The organism is Pseudomonas sp. B21-021 (assembly GCF_024749205.1).
GTDB classification, from domain to species: domain Bacteria; phylum Pseudomonadota; class Gammaproteobacteria; order Pseudomonadales; family Pseudomonadaceae; genus Aquipseudomonas; species Aquipseudomonas paraglycinae.
Map to the genome: position 1 here is coordinate 6,210,370 of NZ_CP087192.1, position 25,765 is coordinate 6,236,134.

Consider the following 25,765-nt stretch of genomic DNA (forward strand, 5'->3'; position numbering starts at 1 on the left):
GGCTATTTCTGCTCTCGTAACAATTGAGCGGCACGGACAGCAAAGTAAGTCAGGATGCCATCGGCGCCGGCACGTTTAAAGGCGGTCAGGGATTCGAGGATCACGCCTTCGCTCAACCAGCCATTCTGGATCGCCGCCATGTGCATGGCGTATTCGCCGCTAACCTGATAGACGAAGGTCGGCACTTTGAAGGCATCTTTTACCCGGAACAAAATGTCCAGGTACGGCATGCCGGGTTTGACCATGACCATGTCCGCGCCTTCAGACAAGTCCGCGCCCACTTCGTGCAGCGCTTCGTCGCTGTTGGCCGGGTCCATCTGATAGGAGGCCTTGTTCGCCTTGCCCAGGTTCGCGGCCGAACCCACGGCATCGCGGAACGGGCCGTAATAGGCGCTCGCGTACTTGGCCGAGTAGGCCATGATCCGCACGTTGACGTGACCGGCCAGCTCCAACGCTTCGCGGATCGCCTGAATGCGGCCGTCCATCATGTCCGACGGGGCAACCACCTGGGCGCCGGCAGCGGCGTGAGACAACGCCTGTTTGACCAGTGCATCGACAGTGATGTCGTTCTGCACATAGCCTTCTTCATCGAGAATGCCGTCCTGACCGTGGGTGGTGAACGGGTCGAGGGCGACGTCGGTGATCACGCCCAGCTCGGGGAATCGGTCACGCAGGGCACGGGTGGCGCGCTGGGCGATACCTTCGGGATTCCAGGCTTCGGCGGCATCGAGGGATTTGAGTTCGGGCGGGGTAACCGGGAACAGCGCCAGCGCCGGGATTCCCAGTTCGACCCATTTGGCGGCTTCTTCAAGCAGCAGGTCGATGGTCAGGCGCTCGACACCCGGCATCGAGGCCACGGCTTCGCGACGGTTTTCACCGTCGAGCACGAACACCGGCAGGATCAGGTCATCGACCGTCAACACATTCTCACGCACCAGCCGCCGGGAAAAATCATCACGGCGATTGCGACGCAGGCGGGTGGCAGGGAACAGACGGTTGGCTGGGGTAAAGCTCACGGCAGACTCCTGAGCCCGCGCAAACGGGCGAGCGTGACAGTTATAGATGGCCATTATGACCAACGTATTACAGTTATGTGCACCCCTGCGACAGGTAGTCGCTTTCCATTGTCCGTGTAGGAAATGTTCACGTCGAGACACATTTCGACACTTTCCTGAATGTGTCCGAAGGGTTAGGCTGCGCGTTCATTTCGCCAGCACCCAGACAATGCTCCAACAATTTCTGCATGACTTCGGCTACTTTGCCCTGTTTCTCGGCACGTTTTTCGAAGGCGAAACCATCCTGGTGCTCGCGGGCTTCCTCGCGTTCCGTGAATACATGGACATCAAACTGGTGGTGGTCGTGGCGTTCTTCGGCAGCTATGCCGGCGATCAGCTGTGGTACTTCCTGGGCCGCAAGCACGGGCGCAAGTTGCTGGCGCGCAAACCGCGCTGGCAGATGATGGGCGACCGCGCGCTGGAACACATCCGCAAGCACCCGGACATCTGGGTCCTGAGCTTCCGCTTTGTGTACGGCCTGCGCACGGTGATGCCGGTGGCGATCGGCCTGTCGGGCTATCCGCCGGGACGTTATCTGCTGCTGAACGGCATCGGCGCTGCGATCTGGGCCACCGCCCTGGCCGCTGCCGCCTACCATTTCGGCGCCGTGCTCGAAGGCATGCTCGGCAGCATCAAGAAGTATGAATTGTGGGTACTGGGCGCGCTGCTGGTGCTTGGCCTGGGCCTGTGGCTGCGCCGCCGGTTCAAGAATGCCCGGCTGGCGAAAAAGGTCTACGAGGAAGAGCAGGCCGAGCAACTGGCCAAGGCCGAACGGCACAAAGCCGAAATGGCCAAGGCCGCCGACCCTAAGACGCCAGCCGAGTAAGTCTCTGGCGGCAGCCATACAGCCCGATGCCGCTGAGCAGGCTGTAACTGAGCAGGCCGACCCACATCCCCGGGCTGGCCGACCAGAGTCCGACCAGCGGCGCCAGCCACACCAGCGGCAGGTTCGATGCCAGCCGCAGCACTTCCAGCCTGCCCGCCCACGGGCGATTCTCCAGGGCCACGCCCAACACGAACAAACCGAACGCCATCGCGCCCCAGCCGAGCAGCAATGCGCCGGTGGGCAGACCGCGTTCCAGATTCAGCAGATAACTGCCAAGTGCCACATACACGCCGAACTGCAACCCCACGTACCACTGCTGACGGCTGTCCAGCGGCACCTCGAATTTGCGGAACTGACTCAGGTCCGGCTTGCTCATCGGGTACTTCGCCGCGACGTCCGCCGGACGCCAACCGGTGCGCATGAACCAGATCCGGATCTTGTCCCACGTGCGCTCGGCCCGGCGCGCGTCGTCCCATAGCTGCGCGTAAAACTGCAGGTTGGCCCACAACGGATTCCAGCTCGCCAGCGGCGTGGTCACGCCGAAAATCACCGGCTCGTTGTCGTCCTCTTCCTGAAACGAGCCGAACAGACGGTCCCAAATAATGAACACCCCGCCGTAGTTGCGATCCATGTAGAGAGCGTTCTGTGCATGGTGAGCCCGATGATTGGACGGCGTGACGAAGCACCACTCGAACCAGCCGAGCTTGGGAATGTGCCGGGTATGGACCCAGAACTGATACAGCAGATTCAGCGCCGCGACACTGACGAACACCAGCAGCGGCACCCCGAGCACGGCCATCGGCAGGTAGAAAATCCAGCCCAGCAGAAACCCGGTGCTGGTCTGGCGCAAGGCCGTGGAAAGGTTGTAGTCCTCGCTCTGGTGATGCACCGAATGCGCGGCCCAGAGGATGTTGCGTTCATGACCCATGCGATGCAGCCAGTAATAGCAGAAGTCATAGAGGACAAAGGCAAACACCCAGACCCAGACGCTGTCCGCCGGCAACCTGACCAGCGCCAGGTGCTCAAGGGCAAACGCGTAGGTCACCAGGCCCACACCCTTGGTCAACAGGCCGGTGGTGGTCGACAACACCCCGGTGCTGATGCTGTTCACCGCATCGGCCAGGCGATAGTTGCTCACCCCGCACCAGCGGTCGGCGATGAGCTCAGCCGCAATCAATACGAAGAAAAAAGGCACCGCATACAGAATGAAGTTCATGACGCGCCCTGATCGAGATCCGTGTGCACAGATCCTAGGTGTAGCCGGGGCTAGACCCTATGGCAACGAACGACAAATTAGTGGACATTTAACGCCATGAATCTGGAGAGAAACCCATGAGCAAAAAAGTTGCAGTGATCCTGTCCGGTTGCGGCGTGTACGACGGCGCCGAGATCCACGAGAGCGTCATCACTCTGCTGCGCCTCGACCAGCGCGGCGCTCAGGTGCAGTGCTTCGCCCCGAACATTGCGCAATTGCATGTGATCAACCACCTGAACGGTGAAGAAATGCCCGAATCGCGCAACGTGCTGGTGGAGTCGGCACGTATCGCCCGGGGCGACGTCAAGGATCTGCGTGAGGCCGATGTCGAGGACTTCGACGCGCTGATCGTGCCCGGCGGTTTTGGTGCGGCGAAGAACCTGTCGAACTTCGCCATCGAAGGCGCCGGCTGCACCGTACAGCCGGAAGTGCTGGCGCTGGCCGAAGCCTTTGCCGAAGCGGGCAAACCTGTTGGCCTGATCTGCATCTCGCCGGCGCTGGCCGCGAAGATCTACGGCCCGGGCGTGACCTGCACCATCGGCAACGATACCGACACGGCCGCCGCCATGAACAAGATGGGCGCCACCCACGAAGACTGCGCGGTGACCGACATCATCGAAGACAAGGCACGCAAACTGGTGACCACCCCGGCCTACATGCTGGCGCAGACGATCAGCGAGGCGGCTTCGGGGATCAACAAGCTGGTGGATCGGGTGTTGGAACTGACCCACGAAAACGACGCCTGACCGGCGATAGTGATCGTTCCCACGCTCCGCGTGGGAATGCAGCCTTGGACGCTCCGCGTCTGCCTTGCATCGGCGGTGAGGCTGGGACGCGGAGCGTCCCGAGAGGCATTCCCACGCAGAGCGTGGGAACGATCAATGTTCAGGTTTTGCGGGTGAGCCTGGTGAGGATCCGATCCAGCGCATTGGCGAACGCCTGCTTCTCCCGGTCACCGAACGGTGCCGGACCGCCGCTGACCTGGCCCTGTTCACGCAGGTCAGTGAACAGATTGCGAGTCGCCAGCCGCTCACCCATGTTCTGCGCGTCGAACTCCTTGCCTCGCGGGTCCAGCGCTGCAACGCCCTTCTTCACCAACCGGTCGGCCAGCGGGATGTCGCTGCAGATCACCAGTTCGCCCGGCACCGCGTGTTCCACCAGATAATCGTCCGCTGCATCCGGGCCGCTCGGCACCACGATCAGCTTGACGATCGCCAGCGCCGGTTTGCTCTGCGGCTGCCCCGCCACCATCACCACTTCGAAGCGGCGCTTGAGGGCGAACTTCACCACCAGCTCTTTGGCCATCTTCGGGCAGGCGTCGGCATCGATCCATACGCGCATGTTTTCTACCTCCAAAAAATTCGCGAGCAAGCTCGCTCCCACAGATTACGCACCAACCCTGTGGGAGCGAGCTTGCTCGCGAATATGAGCGCAGCGAATGCCTTTAAGCAGCAGTCACCCTACGTTTTTCAGCCACCCAGCTACGACCATACAGCACGATAATCGCCGCAATCGCCACGGCCTGCGCCGTCAGCGAGTACGCATCGGCATGAATCCCCAGCCAGTCGAAATCGAAGAACGCCACCGGGCGGGTGCCGAAGATCCCGGCTTCCTGCAACGCCTTCACGCCGTGGCCGGCGAATACCACCGACAACGCGCAGAGCAGCGCTGCGTTGATGCTGAAGAACAGCGTCAGCGGCAGTTTCGCCGAGCCGCGCAAGATCACCCACGCCAGACCGAACAGCAGCACCAGCGCCGTCGCGCCGCCAGCGAGTACCGCGTTATGCCCGGCGGGACCGGCCTGCAGCCACAGGGTTTCGTAGAACAGGATCACTTCGAACAGCTCGCGGTACACCGAGAAGAACGCCAGAATCGCAAACCCGAAACGCCCGCCTCCGCCAACCAAACTTTGCTTGATGTAATCCTGCCAGGCCGCCGCGTGCCGACGGTCGTGCATCCACACGCCGAGCCACAACACCATGACGCTGGCGAACAGCGCCGTGGCGCCTTCCAACAGTTCACGCTGGGAGCCGCTGACATCGATCACATACGCCGCCAGCGCCCAGGTGCCGAGGCCGGCGAGCAGCGCCAGCCCCCAGCCGACGTTGACGCTGCGCACCGCCGATTGCTGGCCGGTGTTGCGCAGGAACGCGAGGATCGCCGCCAGCACCAGAATCGCTTCCAGACCTTCGCGCAGCAGAATCAGCAGCCCGGAGATGTAGCTCAGCGACCAGCTCAGACCATCGCTGCCCAGCAGGCCGGCGGATTCCTTGAGTTTGGCCTTGGCCGCGTCGAGACGCTGTTCGGCCTGCTCCACCGGCAAGCCGTCCTGCAGCGATTGCCGATAGGCCATCAGGGATTTTTCGGTGTCCTTGCGCACGTTGGCGTCGACGTTGTCCAGCGAGCTTTCGACCAGTTCGAAGCCTTCCAGATACGCCGCTACCGACAGGTCATAGGCCTGATCGTGTTCACCGGCGCGGTACGCCGCCAGGCTCTTGTCCAGAGTAGCGGCGGTGTAGTCGAGCAGCTGCGCCGGGCCGCGCTTGACCTGCGGTGGCTGCGCCCGTTGCACACGGAAGATCGCGGCGGCTTCAGGGCCTTCGGCAGCCTGCACTTCGGCCGGGGTCTGGCGGGCCAGGTCGGCAATGTTGTAGGTCTTGTCGGATTTGGCCGTGGCCGGATCGGCGCTGAACTGCGCGATGTAGGTCGCCAGATCCCAGCGCTGACGGTCATCCAGCTGATCGGCGAAGGCTGGCATGTCAGTGCCTTCGACGCCTTGACCGAGAGTGCTGTAGATCGCGTACAGGCTCAGGTGACCCATCCGCGCAGCGTCGCGCAGATTGGCCGGCGCCGGCGTCATGCCGAGACCCGCCGGGCCGTCGCCGGCACCCGCATCGCCGTGGCACACCGAGCAGTTTTGCGCGTACAGCGGCGCACCACGGGTCGGGTCAGGCGTGATGATCGGGGCCTGGCTGACTTCATAAGCCACCGCCAGTTTTGCCCCCAATTGCCGGGCCTGACGGGCGACGTCCGCGCCATCCTGTTTCGCCGTGATCGCGGCGTGCAAGGCAGTCACGCCCTGCTCCAGCGCCGCTTTCTCCGGTTTGGCCGGCAGGCCGCTGATCAGCCCTTGCAGCACCTGGGTGAATTCCAGCTGCTCGCGGTACTCGCCGTCGTCGATGACTTTGCCTGCCTCTACCGTTGGCGGGTAATCGGCGCTGATGTAATCGAGCAGGTGCAGCGCTTGCGGCGCGCCTTCCACGGTGTCGGCCAGCAGATTAAAGCTGCTCAGGGCGCACAACGGGAACACCAGCCAGGCCAGAAATCGGGACGCGGCAGTCATGAATGAGTCTCAAGTGGAAATGCGAAGTTACATATTGTTCACGTCGAGCGCGTTTCCCTCAAGCTTTCTTGGCGGCCCGACGGGTTTTAGCGCAAAGGTGCACTCGCCTTGCGGTAGTGTTCGGCCATGAATTCGACGAAGACCTGCACCTTCAGCGCCACATGCCGGGCGTGGGGATACAGCGCGTAGTAATGCCGCTGGCCGAGGCTGTAGTTGGGCAGGATTTGCACCAGCCGGCCATGCAACAGATCGTCCTGCACCGTGGCCCGGGTGAACGCGGCAATGCCGACACCGGCCAGCGCCGCCGCATGCAGCGAGCTGATCGAGTCCGCCTTGAACCGCCCCTGGGCACGCACCGCTGTCGTCAGCCCGCGCGCATCGGTCAACGACCAGTCGCCACCGCCGGCGAACGCGAGCAATTGATGGTCGGCCAGCTCACTGACCTGGCGCACCAGACCGTGTCGCGCGACGTAGGTCGGCGAGGCCACCAGCACCATCTCGGACACCGTCAGCAGACGCGCCACCAGGGATGAATCCGCCAGCGGCCCGCAGATGCGCAGCGCCACGTCGAAGCCTTCGGCGATCAGGTCGACGAAACGGTCATCGCAGGACAGATCGACCTCAACCTCGGGATAACGCTGCTGAAACGCCGGCAGCCAGCTCGCCAGCTCCAGCGTGCCGATCACCACCGGCGCGCTGATGCGCAACAGTCCACTGGGGGTTTCACGGGCCTGCCCGACCGCCAGCGCGGCCTGATCGAGGCGGTCGAGAATGTCCACGCACGCGGCGTAATACTGCTGCCCCGCCGTGGTCAGGCTGAAGCGCCGGGTGTTGCGGTTGATCAGGCGCGTGCCGAGCTCCGCCTCCAGTTGCTGGAGCTGGCGGGAGATCGTCGAATGGGTGGTGTCGAGCCGCTCGGCGGCGGCAGTGAAGCCGCGACACTCGACGATGCAACGGAACGCGCGCATGGCCAACAGCTGATTCATCGAAGCCCTCAGTCGAGTGGCAGGCGAACGATCTGCTGCGTGGTCATGACGTCACCGAAGGTGTCTTCGATTTCGGCCAGCGCCGCGCGGTGCAGGCTGTCCTTGTCGACGGTGTCGCCGTTGACGCGGGTGATCGCCCGGGTCGCCGAAGCATCGGATGCTACCACGACCTGATAGCCCAACGGCGCAGCGTCCCGGGCGCCGCCGGCAACGCAGGCGTGGGTCATCAGCCCGGCGAAAATCACGGTCTTGATGCCGGCCTGCTTGAGCTGGCGATCAAGGTCGGTGCTGGCGAACACGCTGACCGTGGACTTTTGCAGCACGTGATCCTGCGCCCTCGGCTGCATCAGCGGATGAAACTTCACGGTCTCGCCACCCTGCGCAAACACCGGCGAACCGGCGGGCGCGACGTGCTGAACCTGGAACACCGGCATCTTCGCCTGATCGGCAAAGCGGATCAGCTCACGGGCCTTGTTCATGGCCGCGATGCCGTCGGGAATCGGCAGACGCCCGCTGAAGTACTCGTTCTGGAAATCAATCACCACCAGCGCGGTGGTCTTCGGGTCGAGGCGCTCGATCGGCACCGCGCCGGATATTGCACGAATGGTTGGATGAGCATCCGGTGCAGTACTGGCCATCGCACTGCTGACCGCAGCGAGACCAAGACTGGCGAACAGGATTCTGAAAACTGAGCTGCAGCGATACGTTTGCGAGAGAGTCATGGCGCGGTTCCTGTAGAGAGGCGTGTAAGTCGGCCAAGTCTAGGAATCCGCAAACGGCCTGACCACGGCAGTATTGGCACATGATCTGTGCAACTTTTGCACAGACCATGTGAAAAAATCTGCCCGGCAATTAGCCATCATCTCCCACTATAATGCGCCACTTCAGTCGCCCTTCTGTTCAAGGAAGAACCCCTCGCCATGCGCCATTGCCTGCTGTTTTCCCTGTTGTTCAGCATCGTCTTGCAGTTGAGCGGTTGCGGGGCCTACCGCAATTACGATCTGGAACTGCAACAGACCACCGATCAGTTGAAAGCGGGCGACACCAACGGTGCGCTGGCCCTGATCGAGGCGCATAACCCGGATGAAGAAAAAGACCTGCTGTATTACTTCGAGAAAGGCGCGGTACTCAGCGCTGCCGGGGAGTTGCCGCAAAGTCAGGTCGCCTGGCGCAGCGCCGAACAGATGGTGATCCAGCGTCAGGACACCATAGAAACCACCGGCGACAAGTTGCTGTCCGCCCTGGGCAATCAATGGGGCAGCATCATCAACGACAAGATTCGTCGCTACGATGGTTACGACTATGAAAAGGTCATGCTGACCACGCAGATGGCCCTGAACCAGTTGGCCGTGAATGATTTCGACGGTGCCCGTGCGGACATCAAGAAAACCCACGAGCGCGAAACCCTGATCGCCCGGCAACGAGAACTGGAATACGAGCGCATTGAAAATGCCGCCAAGGCCCAGGGCGCGCGCGTTCATTACAAGGATCTGCAAGGTTACCCGGTGGTCATGCTGGACTCGCCGGCGGTCATCGCGCTGAAGAACGGCTATCAAAGTGCGTTCAGCCACTATCTGGCCGGCTTCACTTATGAAGCCCTGGGTGAAAAGGATCTGGCCGCACCCGGTTACCGTCAGGCCATAGAACTGCGTCCTGACATGCCGTTCTTCCAACAGGCATTGCATGACCTCGACAGCCCCGGGCTCAAGGCGGACGAAAGCGATGTGCTGATCATCGTGCAAAGCGGGCTGGCGCCGGCTCGCAGTTCGGTGCGAGTGCCGTATCCGGTGAAGCTTGAGGACGGTCAGGTGATCGTGGCCAATGTGTCGTTTCCGGTGATGGTGCCCGACACGTCCACCCAACCCTTCAATCAGATCAGCCTCGACGGTCGTCAAAAGAAGCTGATCACGGTCAACAACATTACCGACATGTCCTTGCGCACTCTGCGGGACGACATGCCCGGGATCATCCAGCGCACCACGTATCGCGCGTTCCTGGCGGCAGACGTCCAGGGCACCGACAATCGGCGCAACCCGGCCAAGGCGTCCTATGTGACCCATTACGATGGATTCGAGCACGCAGACACCCGCACCTGGCGCACCCTGCCCAACCTCACCCAGGTACTGCGCCTGCGGCTGAAGAAAGGCGAGCACATGATCAATCTGCCTACCGCACCCGGTGTCGCACCGCTGAAAATCCGCATCGATCAGGATCGTCAGATCATCGGCCTGCGCGCCCTGGGCGACAGAATCTATGCCAACGGCAGCGCTTTCCAGGCCTCCACATCGCCGGAAAGCCGCGTGGTATCCGGCCTGAAATAAGTAATGGCACCTAACTAACCGGTGCAATTAAAAAGCTATTACATAGCCAGCACCGCCCGCTTATAATGCCGCGCCCGCGCTATCGCGATGCGGCATTAAAGCTCCTCTTGTTATGAGGAATTGGCAGGAGGCCAGCGCCACTGCCGATCGGTCCCAGCAGCCCGACCCGCACCCGAGGCTGTCGCTACTCATGGAAGAAGTACCCCATGGCATTCCGCGCTCCCACTCTGATCGCGCTCAGCGCTGTCACCCTGCTGTCCGGCTGTTCGGCGTTTCGCAACTACGATTCCGAACTGGCCCAGACCAACCAGCAACTGGCCACCGGCAACGTCGACGCCGCCCTGACCCTGCTGGAAAAAAACAACACCGGCCCGGACAAGGACCTGCTCTATTACTTCGAGAAGGGTGAGCTGCTGCGCGCCAAGGGCGATCTGTCCGGCAGCCAGAATGCCTGGACCAGCGCCGACCAGGTGGTGGGCAAGTGGGAAGACTCGGTCAAGCTCGACACCGACAAGTACCTGGCCCAGTTCGGCAGCTTCCTGGTCAACGACAAGGTCCGCCGCTACGAAGGCTACGACTACGAAAAAGTCATGCTGACCACGCAGATGGCCCTGAACCTGCTGGCGGTCAACGATTTCGACGGCGCCCGCACCGCGATCAAGAAGACTCACGAACGTGAAGCGGTGATCGCCGACCTGCGCGACAAGGAATACCTCAAGAGCGAAGAGGAAGCCGAGAAAGAAGGCATCAAGACCGAATACAAGGACTTGCAGGGCTACCCGGTCGCCAGCCTCGACGCCCCGGAAGTGGTCGGCCTGAAAAACAGCTACCAGAGTGCGTTCAGCCATTACCTGGCCGGTTTCGTCTATGAAGCCCTGGGCGAGAAAGACCTCGCTGCGCCGGGCTATCGCAAGGCGGCCGAACTGCGCCCGAACACTCCCCTGCTGGAGCAGGCGCTGGTCAACCTCGACAAGCCGGTCAAGAGCGACGACAGCGACATCCTGATCGTGGTGCAAAGCGGTCTGGCGCCGGCCCGCGATTCGATCCGCGTGCCACTGCCGCTGCCGATCTCCAACAACGTAGTAATCACTCCGCTGTCGTTCCCGATCATCAAACCTGACACCTCCACCGCGACATTCGCGCAGATCGGTGTCGATGGCCAACAGGTCGACCTGACCGCACTGAACAGCACCACCGCCATGTCCCGCCGCGCCCTGCGCGATGACATGCCGGGGATCATCCTGCGCACCACCGTGCGTGCGATCACCAAAGGTGTGGCGCAGAAGAAGATCAACGAAACCAACCCGCTGGCGGGCCTGGCGGTCGGTATTTCTTCAGCTGTGCTCGAAGGTGCCGATACCCGTACGTGGCGTACCCTGCCGGACACCACACAAGTGGTACGTCTGCGCTTGAAGAAAGGCGAGCACCAAGTCACTCTGCCGAGCGCCGTTGGTGGTTCTCAGGTCAAGGTGACCGTCGATCAGCGTTACCAGGTGATCACCCTGCGCGCCGTCGGCAATCAGGTATTCGCCGCAGGCCTCGCCGCCCACGTTACCCCGAGTGCTGGCGCCACCGCCGTGGCCAGCCTCAAACAACCTTAAGAACGGAGTCTTTGCATGCGCTTCAAACTCATCGCCGTCGCCGCCCTCGCCCTTTTGGCGAGCGGCTGCGCCACCCCGCCACCACCTGAGCCGGGCAGTGCCGCGAGCAAGGTCGTGGCCATGGGCCCGCAGAAACACATCGTGGTCGGCGCGATGCGCGTGGCCCGCGAAAACGGCTTCATGACCGTCAACGTGCAGTTGAGCAACACCCTCAACAGCAACAAGACGTTCTACTACCGCTTCGCCTGGCTCGGGCCGGAAGGTTTCCCGGTCGCCGAAGAAGAAGTCTGGAAGAGCCAGATGATGTACGGCGCCCAGACCAGCTTCATCCAGGGCATCGCCCCGACGCCGAATGCCGTGGATTTCCGTCTGGAACTCAAGACGCCTTAAGCCCGACACCCTATTCCCGATTCAGAGAGCATTCCCATGTTTGCACGCTTTTCCTTCATCGCCGTCCTCGCCCTGCTGGCCTCCGGTTGCGCCAACACTTCGCCGACCCTGGGCAGCAAGAACATCAGCTACGGCGACACCAAGGCCGTTGAAACCGTGACCAACGAGTTCGGTTCGACCGACCTGCAGATGATCGCCGAGTCGATGACCCGTTCCCTGGCCCAGTCCGGCATCCTGCAGGGTCGCCCTGTGGTGCAGGTCTACGACGTGAAGAACAAGACCAGCGAATACATCGACACCCGCGAAATCACCACCAGCATCAAGACCCAGCTGATGAAGTCCGGCACCGCCCGTTTCGCCAGCGACAACACCGCGATGCAGAGCCAGGTCGACCAGCTCAAGCTGCAAAACCAGAGCGGCCTGTACAAGAAGAGCACCGTGGCCAAGACTGGCAACATGATCGCCGCCAAATACCGTCTTGAAGGTTCGATCAGCTCGATCGTCAAGCGCAGCAGCGACTACAAGGACGTCTTCTACAAATTCAGCCTGCAACTGATCGACGTTGAAAGCGGTCTGGCCGAGTGGATGGACGAGAAAGAGATCCGCAAAACCACGGAGCGTTAATCGATGCGCGCATGGATTGGCATGATGGCCCTGGCTTGCGCGTTCAGCGTGCAAGCGGCCCCGAAAGTCGCGGTGACGGATCTGGCGTACCAGGAACGTGTGGAGCAATACATCCACATCGTTTCGTCGAAGAACAACTACCGCGAGGGCTACTACAGCTCCAGCGGTTCTTCGAGCTACGACGAATTCGAAGCCAACACCAGCTACATCGAGCAGGCCGAGCTGCGTAAATTCACCGGCGACATCAAAGGTGAAATCCTGCGTACCGGCATGTTCCAGTTGATTCAGGGCACACCGTACACGGCGTCGTCCAAGGGTGACATCTACGATGTGATCAAGCGGATCAAGGCCGGCAACTTCAAGGGTGCCGACTACGTGCTGTTCGGCACCGTGTCGGACATCGACTTCACCCAGGACATGAACGAGCTGGCGCACACCGACAGCTATTCGGCAGTACTGGGCCTGACGCTGGTGGCCGATTTCAGCCTGATCAACACCAAGACCTACGAAATCACCTCGGCCTTCACGGCGATGGGTGAGGCGCAGGACACCAAACTGGTGAACCACCGCGACATCAAGATCTCGCTCAACCGCCCGCGGGTGGTGCGTGAAGTCTCGAAGGCACTGGGCGAAGACGTGGCCGGACAACTGAGCATGCAGCTCGGCGGTGGCGGTTACGAGCAGCCGCGCGAACCGCAGCAGCGCAACAATCTGCCGCGGGATACAGCGCCAGTGATTCTTCACTGACCGATGATCGTTCCCACGTCGAGGCGTCGAACCGTCCGCGTGGGAATGCAGCCCGGGACGCTCTGCGTTCCAGACACAAAAAAAAGGCGACCTGAGAAGGTCGCCTTTTTTGTGCCTGTACGCTTTATGCGGCCGCTTTGCGCAACGTCGCCATGAACGCCGCAGCGCCAATGAACAGCCCGGCAAAGGTGCGGTTCATGCGTTTCTGCTGGGTCGGTGTACGCAACAAGCGCAGCACCTTCGACGCCAGACCGGTGTAGCCGGCCATGACGATCAGGTCGACCGCGATCATGGTCACGCCGATCACCACGTACTGGATCAGCAGCGGCGCATGCGGATTGATGAACTGCGGCAGCACCGCCAGCATGAACACCAGCGCCTTGGGGTTGCTGATGTTCACCAGAAAACCACGAAACACCAGGGCCAGCGGCTTGCCGATCGGTCGAACGGCCGCGTCGTCACTCATGTCCATCGGCAGTGCGCGCCATTGTTTGATCGCGAGATAAACCAGGTAGGCGACACCGAACCATTTGATCGCATGGAACGCGGTGGCCGAAGCGGTGAGGATCGCGCCGACACCGGCGCCGACGATGGCAATCTGCACAGCCAGGCCGATCTGCAGGCCCAGGGCGTTCCAGTAGCCGCGCCAGAAACCGTATTGCAGGCCGCTGGACATCGACGCAATCGCGCCGGCACCCGGAGAAAGACTGATCACCCAGCAGGCGGCAAAAAACGCCAGCCATGTTTGAAGCTCCATCGCACACCTCGACTTCGGACTCGTGACAATCCTCAAAGCTAATGCGGATTTGGCTGGATGACTACCGATTTTTTGCAGGATGTTGCGACCGCCGACCAACGTGGCCGGCGTCCGATCACTTTTCGAAACCGCTGGAAGGGAAGATATCCGTGCCGCGCCAGCGTCGCACCGAGCGCTGGAAGAACAGGCTGTTGGGCACTTGCACCATGGCGCTGCCGGTGCCGAGTTCTTCGGCCTCGATCAACGTGGTGTAGAGCAGATTGATCGCCACCACCCGGCCTTTGACGCCCGGCTTGTCGGTGGTGTCGACCAGTTCGACCACGTCGCCAAGGCGGAACGGGCCGACGGTGAAGATCAGAATCGCGCAGAGCAGGTTCGACAGCACGCTCCACATGGCGAAGAACGCCACCGCCGCCACCGCGACGAAGCCCGACAACGCAGTCCAGAGCACCGTGGCCGAGACCCCGAGGCGCTCCAGCACGAAGATCAGCGCACTGCCCATGATCAACCAGCGCAGACCGCCGCGCAGCGGCATCAGCAGCTGCGGCGGAAACGGATACTTCTCGCCCAGGCGGGTCAGGAATCGGGCGACGACGCGCTGGGCGAAGTAGCCGGCCAGCAGGATCAGCAGAATCTGCACGCCGAGCCAGATCGGCTCGACCCACATCGCTGGCAATGGGAGTTTGAAGGCGTCCATCAGGACAACGCCTCCAGCTCCGCCTGCATGCTTTCCAGCGTTTCCAGAGCTTCCATCCACGCTTCTTCAAGTTCGCCTTCGCGGACTTTCAGCTTGGCCTGTTCCGCCAGCAGGTCACGCAGTTCGTTCTTGCGTGCCGGCTCGTAGATGTCGCTGTCGCCAAGGCTGGCATCGACCTTCGCCAGCTTTTCGTGCAGCTTGCCGAGCTCGGCTTCGAGCTTGTCAGCCTCGCGCTTGTGCGGCGCCAGTTGCTGACGCAACGCAGCGGCAGCCTGACGCTGGGCCTTCTTGTCGGTTTTGTCCGGGTTGACCGGCGTGTTGCTGGCCGGGGCGTTGCGCTGACGGTACTCGACCAGCCAACGGGCGTAGTCTTCGAGGTCGCCATCGAACTCCTCGACCTTGCCGTCTGCGACCAGGAAGAAGTTGTCGGTGGTGCTCTTGAGCAAATGCCGATCGTGGGAAACCACCAGTACCGCACCGCTGAATTCCTGCAATGCCATGGTCAGCGCCAGGCGCATTTCCAGATCGAGGTGGTTGGTCGGTTCGTCGAGCAGCAGCAGGTTCGGCCGTTCCCAGGCGATCAGCGCCAAAGCCAGACGGGCCTTTTCGCCGCCAGAGAAATTCAGCACCGGCTCATCGATCCGCGCACCACGGAAGTCGAAACCGCCGAGGAAATCGCGCAGGGTCTGCTCGCGCTCGGTCGGTGCCAGACGCTGCAAGTGCAGCAACGGGCTGGCTTTGGAGTCCAGCGAGTCGAGCTGATGTTGAGCGAAGTAGCCGACCACGGTGTTCTCACCGCGAGTAAGGCGCCCGGCCAGCGGTTCGAGCTCACCGGCGAGGTTTTTGATCAGGGTCGATTTACCCGCGCCATTCGGGCCGAGCAAGCCGATCCGCGCGCCGGGGGTCAGTTGCAGCTTGACCTTCTCCAGCACGGTTTTCTCGCCATAACCCAGGCGCGCGTCGGACAGGTCGATCAGCGGACTGGAGATCTTGGTCGACTCGCGGAACACGAAGTCGAACGGCGAATCGACGTGGGCCGCCGACAGTTCTTCCATGCGCTCGAGGGCCTTGATCCGGCTCTGGGCCTGACGGGCCTTGGTGGCCTGGGCCTTGAACCGGGCGATGTAGCTTTCCATGTGCGCACGCTGCGCCTGCTGCTTCTCGTAGGCCTGTTGCTGCTGGGCCAGACGCTCGGCACGGGCGCGTTCGAACGCGGTGTAGCCACCCCGGTAGAGCGTCAGCTTGCGCTGATCGACGTGGGCCACGTGGTCGACCACTTCATCGAGGAAGTCCCGGTCGTGGGAAATCAGCAGCAAGGTGCCGGGGTAACTTTTCAGCCACTCTTCGAGCCAGATGATGGCGTCGAGATCCAGGTGGTTGGTCGGTTCGTCGAGCAGCAACAGGTCTGATGGGCACATCAAAGCCTGCGCAAGGTTCAGACGCATCCGCCAGCCACCGGAGAAATCTCCTACCTGACGATCCATCTGCTCGTTGGTGAAACCGAGGCCGGCCAGCAACTTGCGCGCCCGCGCATCGGCGGTGTAGCCGTCGGCACTGTCGAGTTCGGCGTGCAGGCGGGCCAGCGCGGTGCCGTCATGGGCCTCTTCGGCTGCCGCGAGCTCACGCTGCACTTCGCGCAGGCGCAGGTCACCGTCGAGCACATAGTCGACCGCCAGACGCTCAAGCGTGTCGACCTCCTGGCGCATGTGGGCGATACGCCAGTCGGCCGGCAGCAGGCAGTCGCCCGAGTCCGGGTGCAGCTCACCGCGGAGCAAGGCGAACAGGCTGGATTTGCCGGCGCCGTTGGCACCGATGAGGCCGGCTTTGTGGCCGGCGTGCAGGGTCAGCTCGGCGTCTTCTAGCAGACGTTGCGGGCCACGCTGTAAAGTCAGGTTCTGAAGTCGGATCATAATGGCGGCGGAGTCTACCAGCTTCCCCCGCAACTGGCGCGAGTAGCACGATGTCCTCTGACCTGTGGAGCTTTGCCCTTGCCGTCTACGCCCGTCCCGGCGTGGAGGATGCCTGCCTGCGCCTGCAATCGGCGGGGGCCAACGTGTGCCTGATGCTGTGCGGTTTATGGCTGGAACAACGCGATGCGACCTGTGAAGAGGCGCGTGCGCGACAGCTTCTGGAACTGACAGAGCCCTGGGACCGGGAAGTGGTGCAGCCGTTACGCGCATTGCGCATGCAGTGGAAAACCCTGGCCGACACCGATCCGGTACTCAAGGGGATGCGCGAGCAGATCAAGGGATTGGAGCTGGAGGCGGAGCGTGCGCTGCTGTCACGACTGGAAGGCGCCGCGCAAGGCTGGAAACGTAATTCGAAGGAGTCGAGTGACTGGCTGGAAGTGCTGGCCGGCCCTGCGGCCAACCTGAACCGCGACGCGCTGCAAGTGCTGCGCGTCGCGGCGACCGGCGCTTAGGAAGCGCTGGACGGGTTGCTGGCGACGCTCGACACCGGCGCCGGGGATGGCGTGGTTGTGGTGGTCGAGGTAGTGGCGGCGGATGCCGGTGCTGCGGTCGGAGCCGGAGTTGCCGGCGCTGCAGGTTTGGCAGCAGGCGCAGTGGCCGGTTTTGCTGCAGCTGGTTTTGCTGCTGGCTTGGCGGCAGCCGGCTTGGCAGCGGCAGGTTTTTTCACTGCTGGTTTTGCAGCAGGTTTCGCTGCTGGCTTGGCGGCCGGTTTGGCAGCGGCCGCTGGCTTGGCGGCGGTCGTTGCAGGCTTCGCGGCGGCCGGTTTGGCCGCTGGTTTTGCAGCAGGCTTGGCCGCAGCTTTTACCGCAGGCTTGGCCGCTGGTTTCGCCGCCGCTTTGGCTGCAGGTTTGGCAGCAACCGGTTTGGCAGCGGTTTTCGCCGCAGGCTTGGCAGCGGCAGTTTTGGCAGCTGGTTTAGCAGCGGCTTTAACGGCTGGTTTTGCTGCCGGTTTAGCGGCCACTTTGGTGGCTGGCTTGGCAGCTGGTTTTGCAGCGGCAGTTCTCGCCGGAGCCGCTTTCGCAGCAGCGGTTTTCGCCGCAGGTTTGGCGGCTGGTTTTGCAGCAGCCGGCTTGGCGGCAGCTGGTTTGGCCGCTGTGGTTTTAGCCGCAGGTTTGGCAGCGCTGGCGGCTGCGGGTTTCTTCGCGGCTGGTTTAGCAGCGGCTTTCACTGGCGCTTTAGCAGGCGATTTGGCCGGTGCTTTTGCAGCAGGTTTGGCGGCCGCTTTTTTCGCAGGCGCCGCTGCAGGTTTAGCCGAACGCAGGGACAACGCCTTGCCGACAGCCTCTTGAACACGACCGACACCCTGGGCCAGTTTCAGGCTTTCCTGGGCATCGCGCTTGAGTTGCAGAATGTAGCTGCGGGTATCGGACTGACGATCCTTCAGCGCATCGAGCAGGTCTTCGAGTTCCTTCACGGCAGCCTTGGCCTTGGTCTGCGCCTTGGCTTTACCGGCTGCTGCTGCGTCCTGCAATTTGGTGCGGGATTTGTGCAGTTTTTCTTGCGCCTTGCCGCGTTGCTTTTCCAGTTTGGCGAGCAGTTTTTCAGCATCAGCCAAGGCTTGGGAGCAAGCGTTTTCCAGATGCTCGAGCAGGCTGCCCGAGAGTTGTTGGAGTAAATGCAACGGAGTGTTTACAGGCTTCTTGGTGGCCGACATGGTTTACCTCCTGGCTGACGTGAGTGCGGCTCATACTAGACCTCTGCTGCTACCGCCGCTAGGGCATGTTGACAGTATCGAAAGCACTCGGTTGCAGGCTTGCGAAAAACTTCTGCGCATTGGCAAAAGCAGTTCACCGTTGCAGACGTTCGCGCTGGCATAATCCACCGCAATTCAGGACGGAGAGTGCCCATGTCGCGCTACCTTTTTTTATCCCTCTGCATGATTTTTTCCGTGGCTCAGGCCGACGAAAAAACCACCGCGAACGATGCCCATGATCTGGCTTACAGCCTCGGCGCCAGCCTCGGTGAACGGCTGCGTCAGGAAGTGCCGCAGCTCCAGATCCAGGCGTTGATCGAAGGTCTGCAACAGGCCTATCAAGGCAAGCCGCTGGCACTGAGCGAAGCACGCATCGAGCAGATCCTCGCCGATCACGAATCGCAGACAGCCGAGCAGGCGGCGATGCCTTCGACTGAAGCGGCGATGGAAAACGAGCGACGTTTTCTCACCGCCGAAAAAGCCAAACCGGGTGTGAAGGAGTTGGCCGACGGCATCCTGCTGACCGAGCTTGCGCCGGGAAACGGCACGAAGGCCGGCCCGGATGGAAAAGTGCAGGTGCTGTATATCGGCCGACTGCCGGATGGCACCGTGTTCGATCAGAACAGCCAGCCGCAGTGGTTCAATCTCGACAGCGTGATCGCCGGTTGGCGCACCGCGTTGCAGAACATGCCGGTGGGCGCGAAGTGGCGTCTGGTGATTCCATCGGATCAAGCGTACGGCGCCGACGGTGCCGGCGACTTGATCGCGCCATTCACACCGCTGGTGTTTGAAGTGGAATTGCGCGGCGCGACCAGTTGATCGCCCAATAAAAAACGGTGCGCCTGGGGCGCACCGTTTCTGGTTCTTGCGAGGTTCGATTCAGGCCTGAACCGAATCCTCTTCCTTGTGTGCGGTGTGCAGCACTTCGATCAAGCAGTCTTCCAGTTCGAAGCGCTCGTGGAGCAGGCCGCCCAGCTCCTTGAATTTCTCCGCAACGCATTTGCCTTCATCGCAAAGGTCGTTGAACGCAAGCAGCTTTTCAGTGATGACATCGATCCGCGGATAGATCGTCTCGGCCAGTTCCAGGCCACGCTTGTCGTTGAAGGCCTTGGCCTCGCCCGTCAGCTGTTCGTAGATCTCGAAGTGCCCGGCCGAGACGTAATCGACCAGCACGCCGCAGAATTCCTGCAAGGGCTTTCGATCCTCGGACAGCGCCTGAGGTTTGGCGCCCAGCTTGTCATAGGCAGCGATCAATTCCTCACGCTCCTGCAGCCAGCGGTCGATCAGCAGATGAACTCCACCCCAACGTTCCTGAGCATTCTGACAACTTTCGAGCATGGCGATCTCTCTTCCCTTGTGGGTCATGCTGCTCTACACCCGCGCCCCTTCTTGTGAATATTGCTTTGAGAGGCGGCCAGGCAGAGCGTCATCGAGCAACACAATTCCAATGACACGTGCGGGCCAGATTATGCCCGCACGCCTATGGCTTCAAGGTACGCAGGAGAGAAAGTTCATACAAGTGTTTAATCCCTGACCAGCACCGGGTGCGACGGTTGGCCGCTGAGCGGTTGCTGCAAAGCCATCCAGACCTGCCGCAGCAACTGGTAAACAGCCAGGATCGACATCCCCACGAAAAACAGCAGACTCCACTCCGGAATGCTCAGGTCGAACAGCGTCCAGGACAATTCCGCGCAATCGGCCGTGTCATTGAACATACGCATCAGTGCGCATAACCACGGCAGGCTGCTGAATATTTCTTCCGGCCCGGGCCCGCAATGCGCCAGCCTTTGCAGAGAATCACTTTGCAGCAGCACTTGCCGCCACGCCGCCGTCATTCCGCCAAGGCTGGTCAGCAACGCCATCGTCCAATACAGCGACAGACCGACACGTTGCGGCCCATGAACCGCCGCCACACCACAAAAAGCGGTGAGCACGCTCATGAACAGACGCTGGACCAGACACAGACTGCAAGGCACCAGACCGACCGCGTATTCGAGGTAATAAGAAGCTCCCAGGGCCAGAATCCCCGCAGTGAAAGCCATAAAGAACAGGGAGCGTGAGCAGGCCAACGACATGGCTTATCCGTAACAATAAAGACAGGCAGTTACGGTAGAGGAAAGGGCCTCGGGCTTTCAAGGCAGGTCACTGGCGACACTTCAGCAGAAGTGTAGGGAAATCCCGACAGGCACCGAAGGATTCGGTGTAACCCTCTGTAGGACTTTGCTCGGGAGGGGATTTGCCGGTAACTATTCAGTCACCGGGAAAGAAAAGGAGGAGCATGCTCCCCCTTCCTGATCACGCCCGAACGGCTACGGGCAATGGCGAAGCCAGCAGTCGTTCATCCAGCATGCCGAGACCTTCCTGGAACAGCAGATTGCTGCGCTCGGTGTCACCCAACTGAGCCAGCAGGCGCGCCAACTCGGCGCACGCTTCCGGATTGCGCTGCACTCTCAGGCTGCTTTCCAGATAATCCCGCGCCTTGCCCCACAGACTGGCTTGCAGGCACAAACGTCCCAGCGTCAGCAGCAGGCTGGCATCGCCCGGATGATCCTTGAGCCAACCTTCGGCCGTCTGCAACTGACGCGCCGGATCGCTGCCGCGCACCAGACCGTAAAGGCGCGCCAGGTGGCTGTCGTACTTGCGCTTGAGCGCCGTGCGCAACAGCTCTTCCGCCTCGACCTGGGCGCCCAGCTGGCGCAGCTGCTCGGCGTAGGCCAGCACCAGCGCAGGCTCCTGGCGCTGGGCAGACGTCAGTTGCTGCCAGGCGCGGTTGAGCGACTGCAAACCGACTGCGCCATCCTCTTCACGCTGGGCCGCGAGGGACAGGTTTTCCCCCCAGGCACGACGCTCGAGTTCGATCAGTTCGGACGGTGGCAGAACTTTGTCCTTGCGCAGCTCCGGCAACAGCCGGATCACGGACGACCAGTCACCGCGCTGCTGATGCAGGCGCTGCAACTGGCGCAATGTCTGGACGTTGTGCGGATGGCGCTCGTGCATCGCCTGCAAGGTGACCAACGCGCCATCGGTGTCGCCACGATCGGTCTGCAACTGCGCATGGCTGAGGGCGATCGCCAGCTCGGCCTGAGGCTGACGCTCGAGGGCGCGCTCAAGCAGGCGATCGCTTTCCTCGTAATGACCTTGTTCGTTGGCGGCGCGGGCGGCGCCCAGGTAATACAGCAACGGTTGACGCTCGGCTTCGGCGGCCCGGTAAAGATGACGCTGGGCGCTGGCCCAGCGGCCTTCGGCCAGGTCGAGCTGACCATGCTCGATTGCAACCTGCACACGGCGGCTGCGGTTACGACGCGACCAGGGATTGACCACGCCGCCGGAGGTCAGTACCAGCTCGACCAGCGCCTTGATGCCCCAGACCAGCAGCCACAGCACCGCCACCACCGCCAGGGTCGCCCACAGGCTCGATTCATAACGAAAGCTTTTGTAGGCGACCAGCACGTAACCGGAATGCTCGGCAATCGCCAGGCCCAGCGCCGCCGTTGCCGCGATCACCAGAAACACGATCACATACAGGCGCTTCATGGTGTCGCCTCCTGCGCGGTGCTGGCGGCCGGTTTGGCGAAGGGTTTCACCGAGTCTTCGGCGTTGACGTTGCGGCGCTCCAGATAAGCCTGCACCGCGCTCAACGTCCCGGCGAGATCCGGCGTATTGACGGTAACCGGTTGCTTGCTCAATTCCGCGACCTGCTCGAGCATGATTTTGCTCTGCGGGTTGTCCGGATTGAAGTTGCCTGTAAGTACGTCACGCGCCTCCGCCAAGGCCTGGGTGTACACCGGCGCCTGACCGTTGAGCGCGGCCCATTGCGCCTGTTCGAGCGCAAGGCTCAGGGCCAGACGCACTTGGCTCAGGCTCTGGCCGGCAAGTAGCGGCCGGACGTTTTTGTCAGCGTTGAAATCGATGCGAATGTAGCGCGAGATCTGATCCCACCACTGCGCCCAGCGACTGGCGCCGTCGCCATCGGAGGTCAGGCCCAGCAGCGAATCACCGCGATCCTTGTACTCCGGCGCCAGCTCGGTGAGACCGACGACCTGATCACGCAAGGCGCCCAGTCGCAGGAACAGCCCGGTGCGGTCCGGCTGCGCGGTACTGCGCAGCGCTACCAGGGTTTTCGCCACTTGCTCGCGGGCGGCGAACGAGCCGGGATCATTCTGCTCGCGCAGGATTTCGTCGGCACCCTGGACCAGCGCCTGGGCGCTGCTGATGTCCTGCAGGGCGGAAAGACGCAGGCTGGCCAGACGCAGCAAGTGCTCGGCCTCGGCCAGACGCCAGTCCTTGCGGCTGGCGCCAAGGACGGTTTCCAGACGTTGATTGAGGCGTTGCTGATCGCCCTGAAGTTGCGACACCAGACGCTGGCGATCGGCAAGTTCATCGGCGCCGGGTAATTGCCCGAGGCGTTCGGTCAGTCGTTGCTCGTTGAGCTTCAGAGTCTGAGCCTGATCACTCAACGCCTGAACCTGACTCAACTGATTCTGAGTGCTGGTCTGCAGGTGTCGTACCTGCCACACACCCCAGCCACCCACCGCAACACCGGCGGCGCCGAGCAGCAGCGCGAGAATGGCCAATCCGTTGCCTCGGCGCGGTTCCGCGGCCGGTGGCGGTGCATCAACCGGTGCATCGATCACAGGTTGAACGTCATCTTTAGGCAAGGCTGTTTCGCTCACGTATCCATCCTTTGCATTAGAGAACGGGCACGGGATGCTCCCGTAACGCCGTCAGCAAGGCCGCGGCACTGGCGCCGCGACAATCCACAACTGTTCGGGCCCCGGCGGCACTGGCCTGCTCGGCAACCCTTGGGCTTGGAACAAACAACGGCAACTGCGCAAGTGCAGGCCAGCTGTCGCCGGCCAGTTGGCGCAGGTGCTCGAAACCCTGTCCACTGCTGACCACCAGCCCGTTCAGGCGTTCCGCTGCAATCCTGCGGGGCAGCTCCTGCGGCGGATAGTCCGGCAGGTCGCGACGGTACAACTCCAAGTATTCGACACTAGCACCAAGCGCGCGCAGGCGCTCGGCCAGCAGCTCGCGTCCGCCCTCCCCGCGCAGGATCAACACCTGCGAGCCGGGCACGGCCACCACCGCCAGCAGACGCGGCAATTGCAGCAAGGCTTCGCTGTCGTCGCCCGCGTCCGGGAAGCTCACATCCAGCCCCCGATCCCGAAGGATAGTGGCGGTCGCTGCACCCACGCTGAACCACGGCATCGTCGGAGTCGCCAGACCCAAAGAGTCGAGCAGATCCACCGCGATCCGCGCCGCCGGTTTGCTGACCACGATCACCGCGCTGTAACGCGGCAGTTGCGTGATCGTGCGGCGCATTGTGTCAGAGACCGGCAGGGGCGCGATTTCCAAAAGCGGCAGACAGCTGCTGAAAAACCCTTGTTCGGCCAGCACGGCGGCGAGCGCCGAACAGTCCTCCGCCGGGCGCGTCAGCAGCAGGCGCCAGGCGGTCACTCGTGACCTGCCTCGCCGTAGACTGCCTTGAGAATATCGTCGGCGCCCTGGCTCAGCAGGTCTTCGGCCACCTGCACGCCCAGCGTCTCGGCTGCCGCACGCGGCGCACGGGCTTGCGCGCTGAGCAGCTTGCCGCCACTCGGTTCGCCCACCAGACCGCGCAGCCACAACTGATCGCCTTCGAGCACGGCGTAGCAGGCGATCGGCACCTGGCAGCCGCCATTCAGATGTTTGTTCAGGGCACGCTCGGCGGTGACACGGTCAGCGGTGTCGGCGTGATGCAGGGGCGCGAGCAAGGCATGGATTTCCGTGTCGGCGCTGCGGCATTCGATACCGACGGCGCCCTGGCCACCGGCCGGCAGGCTGTCGTCGACGCTGATGGCCGAGGTGATGCGGTCTTCGAAGCCGAGGCGGATCAGGCCGGCTGCCGCGAGGATGATCGCGTCGTACTCGCCGGCGTCGAGCTTGGCCAGACGGGTGTTGACATTACCGCGCAGGAAACGGATCTCGAGATCCGGACGGCGCGTCAGCAACTGTGCCTGGCGACGCAGGCTGGAGGTACCGACGATGCTGCCGGCTGGCAACGCATCGAGGCTGGAATACGTATTGGAGACGAATGCGTCACGCGGATCTTCGCGCTCGCAGATGCAGAACAGACCGAGGCCTTCAGGGAAATCCATCGGCACATCTTTCATCGAATGCACGGCGATGTCGGCTTCGTTTTCCAGCAGCGCGGTTTCCAGTTCCTTGACGAACAGGCCCTTGCCGCCGATTTTCGACAGGGGCGAATCAAGCAGCTTGTCGCCGCGACTGACCATGGGCACCAGCGTCACCAGCAGGCCCGGGTGGGCTGCTTCCAGACGGGCTTTGACGTATTCGGCCTGCCAGAGGGCCAGAGCACTTTTGCGGGTGGCGATGCGGATTTCGCGAGAGGACATGGATCAATCCGTACTGAATAGATACGGCGGATAATAACAGCTCAGCCAAATCCACTTTGACCTGAATCAGAAACGGCGTGGCCTCCCTGGCCTGCTATGCCTGGTGAAAAGAACGAAGAACCGCCCGGAGCCTGCGGACTAAAGCCCCTGCATCATTTTGCGCACGCCCGCCACATGCCGGCGGCTGACGATCAGCGCGTCACCGTTGAGGCCTTTGAGGAACAACTGGAAGTGGCCCAGCGGTGTACGTTGCAGACGCTCGATGCGGTCGCGGGCGACCAGCGCGTTGCGGTGGATCCGCACGAAGCGCTCGCCGAATTCGTCTTCCAGCGCCTTGAGCGGCTCATCCAGAAGGACTTCGCCACCCTCGTGGCGCAAGGTCACGTATTTGTGGTCGGCAATGAAATACACCACCTGATCCAGCGGGATCAGTTCGATGCCTTTGCGGGTCCGGGCGCTGATGTGGCTGCGCGGGCCGTTACCGCTTTCGGCGGCAGGACGGGTCAGGGCCGAGAGCTGGGCCCGGTTGGGACGTTCAGCCCGTTTCAGGGCGTCATGCAGATGTTCGGTTCGCACGGGTTTCACCACATAGCCCACGGCGCTGGCCTGCAGGGCTTCCACGGCAAATTCATCGGGACCTGCGCAAAACACCACGGCTGGCGGGGTTTCGCGTTCGCACAGACGGGCAGCCACCTGCAGGCCATCGAGGCCCGGCATGCGGATATCGAGCAGTACGATATCCGGCTTGTGGCTGTCGATCAGCGCCAACGCCTCTTCGCCATTGGTGGCGCTGGGCTCCAGGACTGTGTAGCCCTCGAGCTCGCTCACCATTCGGCTGAGTCGCTCGCGGGCCAGTGGTTCGTCATCAACGATCAGGACATTCATATTGCGCTGGATTCCTGCGTGAGTCTCGCACAAGGATAGCGTAGACAAGTGGAGTGACGTCCGTCACCGCGATCCACGCTAAGACTAGCGCGAGCGCCAAAAAGTGCCGTACGTCGGCCGGCAATATTTGCCGACACCTGCAACGTACCGCCTGACGCCCGTCGCCGACTGCGTTTTACGCAGGGTATGCCAATGGCCAATACACCCACCCCTCTCTCTT

The 25,765-nt window shown here is 62.2% G+C and carries 26 protein-coding genes; 9 read left to right on the forward strand and 17 right to left on the reverse strand.

What is annotated here, in order from left to right; translation table 11 throughout:
* Nucleotides 1-2: 2 nt before the first annotated feature.
* The gene (gene hemB, locus LOY31_RS28055) at nt 3-1,016 is read right to left on the reverse strand and encodes a porphobilinogen synthase (RefSeq protein WP_007951836.1); all 1,014 of its coding nucleotides are present in this window, start codon (nt 1,014-1,016) and stop codon (nt 3-5) included.
* Nucleotides 1,017-1,224: 208 nt separating this feature from the next.
* Here hemB and LOY31_RS28060 point away from each other — a divergent pair, with 208 nt between their 5' ends.
* Entirely contained in the window at nt 1,225-1,881 is a 657-nt protein-coding gene (locus LOY31_RS28060; protein WP_085606041.1) for a DedA family protein, read from the forward strand.
* Here LOY31_RS28060 and LOY31_RS28065 read toward each other — a convergent pair.
* Nucleotides 1,862-3,097, reverse strand: a complete 1,236-nt coding sequence (locus LOY31_RS28065) for a sterol desaturase family protein (protein ID WP_258712584.1) — start codon at nt 3,095-3,097, stop codon at nt 1,862-1,864. The genes LOY31_RS28060 and LOY31_RS28065 overlap by 20 nt on opposite strands.
* Before the next feature lie 116 nt (nt 3,098-3,213).
* Here LOY31_RS28065 and elbB point away from each other — a divergent pair, with 116 nt between their 5' ends.
* Nucleotides 3,214-3,882, forward strand: coding sequence for an isoprenoid biosynthesis glyoxalase ElbB (gene elbB / locus LOY31_RS28070; RefSeq protein WP_258712585.1), 669 nt, complete (start codon nt 3,214-3,216; stop codon nt 3,880-3,882).
* Nucleotides 3,883-4,021: 139 nt separating this feature from the next.
* Here the strand turns inward: elbB and LOY31_RS28075 are convergent, their stop codons facing one another.
* From LOY31_RS28075 to LOY31_RS28090, 4 genes are all read right to left on the reverse strand, one after another.
* Nucleotides 4,022-4,477 carry a YaiI/YqxD family protein gene (locus LOY31_RS28075; RefSeq protein ID WP_258712586.1) on the reverse strand — a complete coding sequence of 152 codons (456 nt, stop codon included), beginning with the start codon at nt 4,475-4,477 and terminating at the stop codon, nt 4,022-4,024.
* Between the two features lie 103 nt (nt 4,478-4,580).
* Nucleotides 4,581-6,479, reverse strand: a complete 1,899-nt coding sequence (locus LOY31_RS28080) for an FTR1 family protein (RefSeq protein WP_258712587.1) — start codon at nt 6,477-6,479, stop codon at nt 4,581-4,583.
* Nucleotides 6,480-6,565: 86 nt separating this feature from the next.
* Nucleotides 6,566-7,465 (reverse strand): LysR family transcriptional regulator, encoded by a 900-nt coding sequence (locus LOY31_RS28085; protein ID WP_258712588.1) that lies wholly within the window; start codon nt 7,463-7,465, stop codon nt 6,566-6,568.
* 8 nt (nt 7,466-7,473) lie between these two features.
* Nucleotides 7,474-8,187: a cysteine hydrolase family protein gene (locus LOY31_RS28090; RefSeq protein WP_256578427.1), complete on the reverse strand. Its 714-nt coding sequence runs from the start codon at nt 8,185-8,187 to the stop codon at nt 7,474-7,476.
* Between the two features lie 198 nt (nt 8,188-8,385).
* Between LOY31_RS28090 and LOY31_RS28095 the strand changes: the two genes are divergently transcribed.
* The 5 genes from LOY31_RS28095 (at nt 8,386) to LOY31_RS28115 (ending at nt 13,148) form a co-directional block, all read left to right on the forward strand.
* The gene (locus LOY31_RS28095) at nt 8,386-9,786 is read left to right on the forward strand and encodes a COG3014 family protein (RefSeq protein WP_258712589.1); all 1,401 of its coding nucleotides are present in this window, start codon (nt 8,386-8,388) and stop codon (nt 9,784-9,786) included.
* A gap of 206 nt (nt 9,787-9,992) precedes the next feature.
* Nucleotides 9,993-11,387, forward strand: a complete 1,395-nt coding sequence (locus tag LOY31_RS28100; protein ID WP_085606055.1) for a COG3014 family protein — start codon at nt 9,993-9,995, stop codon at nt 11,385-11,387.
* A 15-nt stretch (nt 11,388-11,402) separates the two neighbouring features.
* The gene (locus LOY31_RS28105) at nt 11,403-11,777 is read left to right on the forward strand and encodes a YcfL family protein (protein ID WP_258712591.1); all 375 of its coding nucleotides are present in this window, start codon (nt 11,403-11,405) and stop codon (nt 11,775-11,777) included.
* Between the two features lie 36 nt (nt 11,778-11,813).
* Nucleotides 11,814-12,401 carry a penicillin-binding protein activator LpoB gene (lpoB, locus tag LOY31_RS28110; RefSeq protein ID WP_007951848.1) on the forward strand — a complete coding sequence of 196 codons (588 nt, stop codon included), beginning with the start codon at nt 11,814-11,816 and terminating at the stop codon, nt 12,399-12,401.
* A 3-nt stretch (nt 12,402-12,404) separates the two neighbouring features.
* The gene (locus LOY31_RS28115; protein ID WP_258712592.1) at nt 12,405-13,148 is read left to right on the forward strand and encodes a penicillin-binding protein activator LpoB; all 744 of its coding nucleotides are present in this window, start codon (nt 12,405-12,407) and stop codon (nt 13,146-13,148) included.
* Between the two features lie 124 nt (nt 13,149-13,272).
* Here LOY31_RS28115 and LOY31_RS28120 read toward each other — a convergent pair whose 3' ends face one another.
* The 3 genes from LOY31_RS28120 to LOY31_RS28130 form a co-directional block, all read right to left on the reverse strand.
* The gene (locus LOY31_RS28120; protein ID WP_007951851.1) at nt 13,273-13,905 is read right to left on the reverse strand and encodes a LysE family transporter; all 633 of its coding nucleotides are present in this window, start codon (nt 13,903-13,905) and stop codon (nt 13,273-13,275) included.
* Nucleotides 13,906-14,020: 115 nt separating this feature from the next.
* Nucleotides 14,021-14,602 carry a mechanosensitive ion channel family protein gene (locus LOY31_RS28125; protein WP_007951853.1) on the reverse strand — a complete coding sequence of 194 codons (582 nt, stop codon included), beginning with the start codon at nt 14,600-14,602 and terminating at the stop codon, nt 14,021-14,023.
* Nucleotides 14,602-16,512 (reverse strand): ATP-binding cassette domain-containing protein, encoded by a 1,911-nt coding sequence (locus LOY31_RS28130; RefSeq protein WP_258712593.1) that lies wholly within the window; start codon nt 16,510-16,512, stop codon nt 14,602-14,604. Before LOY31_RS28130 ends, LOY31_RS28125 begins: the two co-directional genes overlap by 1 nt.
* Nucleotides 16,513-16,562: 50 nt before the next feature.
* Here LOY31_RS28130 and LOY31_RS28135 point away from each other — a divergent pair, with 50 nt between their 5' ends.
* Entirely contained in the window at nt 16,563-17,024 is a 462-nt protein-coding gene (locus LOY31_RS28135; protein WP_007951857.1) for a TIGR02444 family protein, read from the forward strand.
* On the opposite strand, the gene LOY31_RS28140 is transcribed toward LOY31_RS28135, so the two are convergent.
* Entirely contained in the window at nt 17,021-18,226 is a 1,206-nt protein-coding gene (locus LOY31_RS28140) for an AlgP family protein (RefSeq protein ID WP_258712594.1), read from the reverse strand. The two genes, LOY31_RS28135 and LOY31_RS28140, sit on opposite strands and share 4 nt — an antisense overlap.
* A gap of 192 nt (nt 18,227-18,418) precedes the next feature.
* Between LOY31_RS28140 and LOY31_RS28145 the strand changes: the two genes are divergently transcribed.
* Entirely contained in the window at nt 18,419-19,084 is a 666-nt protein-coding gene (locus LOY31_RS28145; protein WP_007951860.1) for an FKBP-type peptidyl-prolyl cis-trans isomerase, read from the forward strand.
* A gap of 60 nt (nt 19,085-19,144) precedes the next feature.
* On the opposite strand, the gene LOY31_RS28150 is transcribed toward LOY31_RS28145, so the two are convergent.
* The 7 genes from LOY31_RS28150 to LOY31_RS28180 all read right to left on the reverse strand — a co-directional run bounded on the left by LOY31_RS28150 (nt 19,145) and on the right by LOY31_RS28180 (nt 25,545).
* Nucleotides 19,145-19,603 carry an Rsd/AlgQ family anti-sigma factor gene (locus LOY31_RS28150; RefSeq protein WP_007951863.1) on the reverse strand — a complete coding sequence of 153 codons (459 nt, stop codon included), beginning with the start codon at nt 19,601-19,603 and terminating at the stop codon, nt 19,145-19,147.
* 185 nt (nt 19,604-19,788) lie between these two features.
* Nucleotides 19,789-20,340, reverse strand: a complete 552-nt coding sequence (locus LOY31_RS28155; RefSeq protein WP_258712595.1) for a disulfide bond formation protein B — start codon at nt 20,338-20,340, stop codon at nt 19,789-19,791.
* A gap of 220 nt (nt 20,341-20,560) precedes the next feature.
* Nucleotides 20,561-21,799 carry a heme biosynthesis protein HemY gene (locus LOY31_RS28160; RefSeq protein ID WP_258712596.1) on the reverse strand — a complete coding sequence of 413 codons (1,239 nt, stop codon included), beginning with the start codon at nt 21,797-21,799 and terminating at the stop codon, nt 20,561-20,563.
* Nucleotides 21,796-22,938: a uroporphyrinogen-III C-methyltransferase gene (locus LOY31_RS28165; RefSeq protein ID WP_007951869.1), complete on the reverse strand. Its 1,143-nt coding sequence runs from the start codon at nt 22,936-22,938 to the stop codon at nt 21,796-21,798. The genes LOY31_RS28160 and LOY31_RS28165 overlap by 4 nt, the downstream gene beginning before the upstream one ends.
* Before the next feature lie 16 nt (nt 22,939-22,954).
* Nucleotides 22,955-23,722: a uroporphyrinogen-III synthase gene (locus LOY31_RS28170; RefSeq protein WP_258712597.1), complete on the reverse strand. Its 768-nt coding sequence runs from the start codon at nt 23,720-23,722 to the stop codon at nt 22,955-22,957.
* Nucleotides 23,719-24,660 carry a hydroxymethylbilane synthase gene (gene hemC, locus LOY31_RS28175; protein ID WP_007951874.1) on the reverse strand — a complete coding sequence of 314 codons (942 nt, stop codon included), beginning with the start codon at nt 24,658-24,660 and terminating at the stop codon, nt 23,719-23,721. The genes LOY31_RS28170 and hemC overlap by 4 nt, the downstream gene beginning before the upstream one ends.
* Before the next feature lie 138 nt (nt 24,661-24,798).
* Nucleotides 24,799-25,545 carry a LytTR family DNA-binding domain-containing protein gene (locus LOY31_RS28180; RefSeq protein WP_007951875.1) on the reverse strand — a complete coding sequence of 249 codons (747 nt, stop codon included), beginning with the start codon at nt 25,543-25,545 and terminating at the stop codon, nt 24,799-24,801.
* Between the last annotated feature and the right edge of the window lie 220 nt (nt 25,546-25,765).

Bases quoted from the DNA above. Each gene is read 5' to 3' on its own strand.
- LOY31_RS28120 (WP_007951851.1), bottom strand. From the start codon at position 13,905: ATGGAGCTTCAAACATGGCTGGCGTTTTTTGCCGCCTGCTGGGTGATC.
- LOY31_RS28140 (WP_258712594.1), bottom strand. From the start codon at position 18,226: ATGTCGGCCACCAAGAAGCCTGTAAACACTCCGTTGCATTTACTCCAA.
- LOY31_RS28150 (WP_007951863.1), bottom strand. From the start codon at position 19,603: ATGCTCGAAAGTTGTCAGAATGCTCAGGAACGTTGGGGTGGAGTTCAT.
- LOY31_RS28180 (WP_007951875.1), bottom strand. From the start codon at position 25,545: ATGAATGTCCTGATCGTTGATGACGAACCACTGGCCCGCGAGCGACTC.
- elbB (WP_258712585.1), top strand. From the start codon at position 3,214: ATGAGCAAAAAAGTTGCAGTGATCCTGTCCGGTTGCGGCGTGTACGAC.
- LOY31_RS28145 (WP_007951860.1), top strand. From the start codon at position 18,419: ATGTCGCGCTACCTTTTTTTATCCCTCTGCATGATTTTTTCCGTGGCT.
- LOY31_RS28105 (WP_258712591.1), top strand. From the start codon at position 11,403: ATGCGCTTCAAACTCATCGCCGTCGCCGCCCTCGCCCTTTTGGCGAGC.
- LOY31_RS28075 (WP_258712586.1), bottom strand. From the start codon at position 4,477: ATGCGCGTATGGATCGATGCCGACGCCTGCCCGAAGATGGCCAAAGAG.
- LOY31_RS28085 (WP_258712588.1), bottom strand. From the start codon at position 7,465: ATGAATCAGCTGTTGGCCATGCGCGCGTTCCGTTGCATCGTCGAGTGT.
- LOY31_RS28160 (WP_258712596.1), bottom strand. From the start codon at position 21,799: ATGAAGCGCCTGTATGTGATCGTGTTTCTGGTGATCGCGGCAACGGCG.
- LOY31_RS28060 (WP_085606041.1), top strand. From the start codon at position 1,225: ATGCTCCAACAATTTCTGCATGACTTCGGCTACTTTGCCCTGTTTCTC.
- LOY31_RS28155 (WP_258712595.1), bottom strand. From the start codon at position 20,340: ATGTCGTTGGCCTGCTCACGCTCCCTGTTCTTTATGGCTTTCACTGCG.
- LOY31_RS28130 (WP_258712593.1), bottom strand. From the start codon at position 16,512: ATGATCCGACTTCAGAACCTGACTTTACAGCGTGGCCCGCAACGTCTG.
- LOY31_RS28115 (WP_258712592.1), top strand. From the start codon at position 12,405: ATGCGCGCATGGATTGGCATGATGGCCCTGGCTTGCGCGTTCAGCGTG.
- LOY31_RS28090 (WP_256578427.1), bottom strand. From the start codon at position 8,187: ATGACTCTCTCGCAAACGTATCGCTGCAGCTCAGTTTTCAGAATCCTG.
- LOY31_RS28125 (WP_007951853.1), bottom strand. From the start codon at position 14,602: ATGGACGCCTTCAAACTCCCATTGCCAGCGATGTGGGTCGAGCCGATC.
- lpoB (WP_007951848.1), top strand. From the start codon at position 11,814: ATGTTTGCACGCTTTTCCTTCATCGCCGTCCTCGCCCTGCTGGCCTCC.
- LOY31_RS28135 (WP_007951857.1), top strand. From the start codon at position 16,563: ATGTCCTCTGACCTGTGGAGCTTTGCCCTTGCCGTCTACGCCCGTCCC.
- hemC (WP_007951874.1), bottom strand. From the start codon at position 24,660: ATGTCCTCTCGCGAAATCCGCATCGCCACCCGCAAAAGTGCTCTGGCC.
- LOY31_RS28100 (WP_085606055.1), top strand. From the start codon at position 9,993: ATGGCATTCCGCGCTCCCACTCTGATCGCGCTCAGCGCTGTCACCCTG.
- LOY31_RS28065 (WP_258712584.1), bottom strand. From the start codon at position 3,097: ATGAACTTCATTCTGTATGCGGTGCCTTTTTTCTTCGTATTGATTGCG.
- LOY31_RS28080 (WP_258712587.1), bottom strand. From the start codon at position 6,479: ATGACTGCCGCGTCCCGATTTCTGGCCTGGCTGGTGTTCCCGTTGTGC.
- LOY31_RS28095 (WP_258712589.1), top strand. From the start codon at position 8,386: ATGCGCCATTGCCTGCTGTTTTCCCTGTTGTTCAGCATCGTCTTGCAG.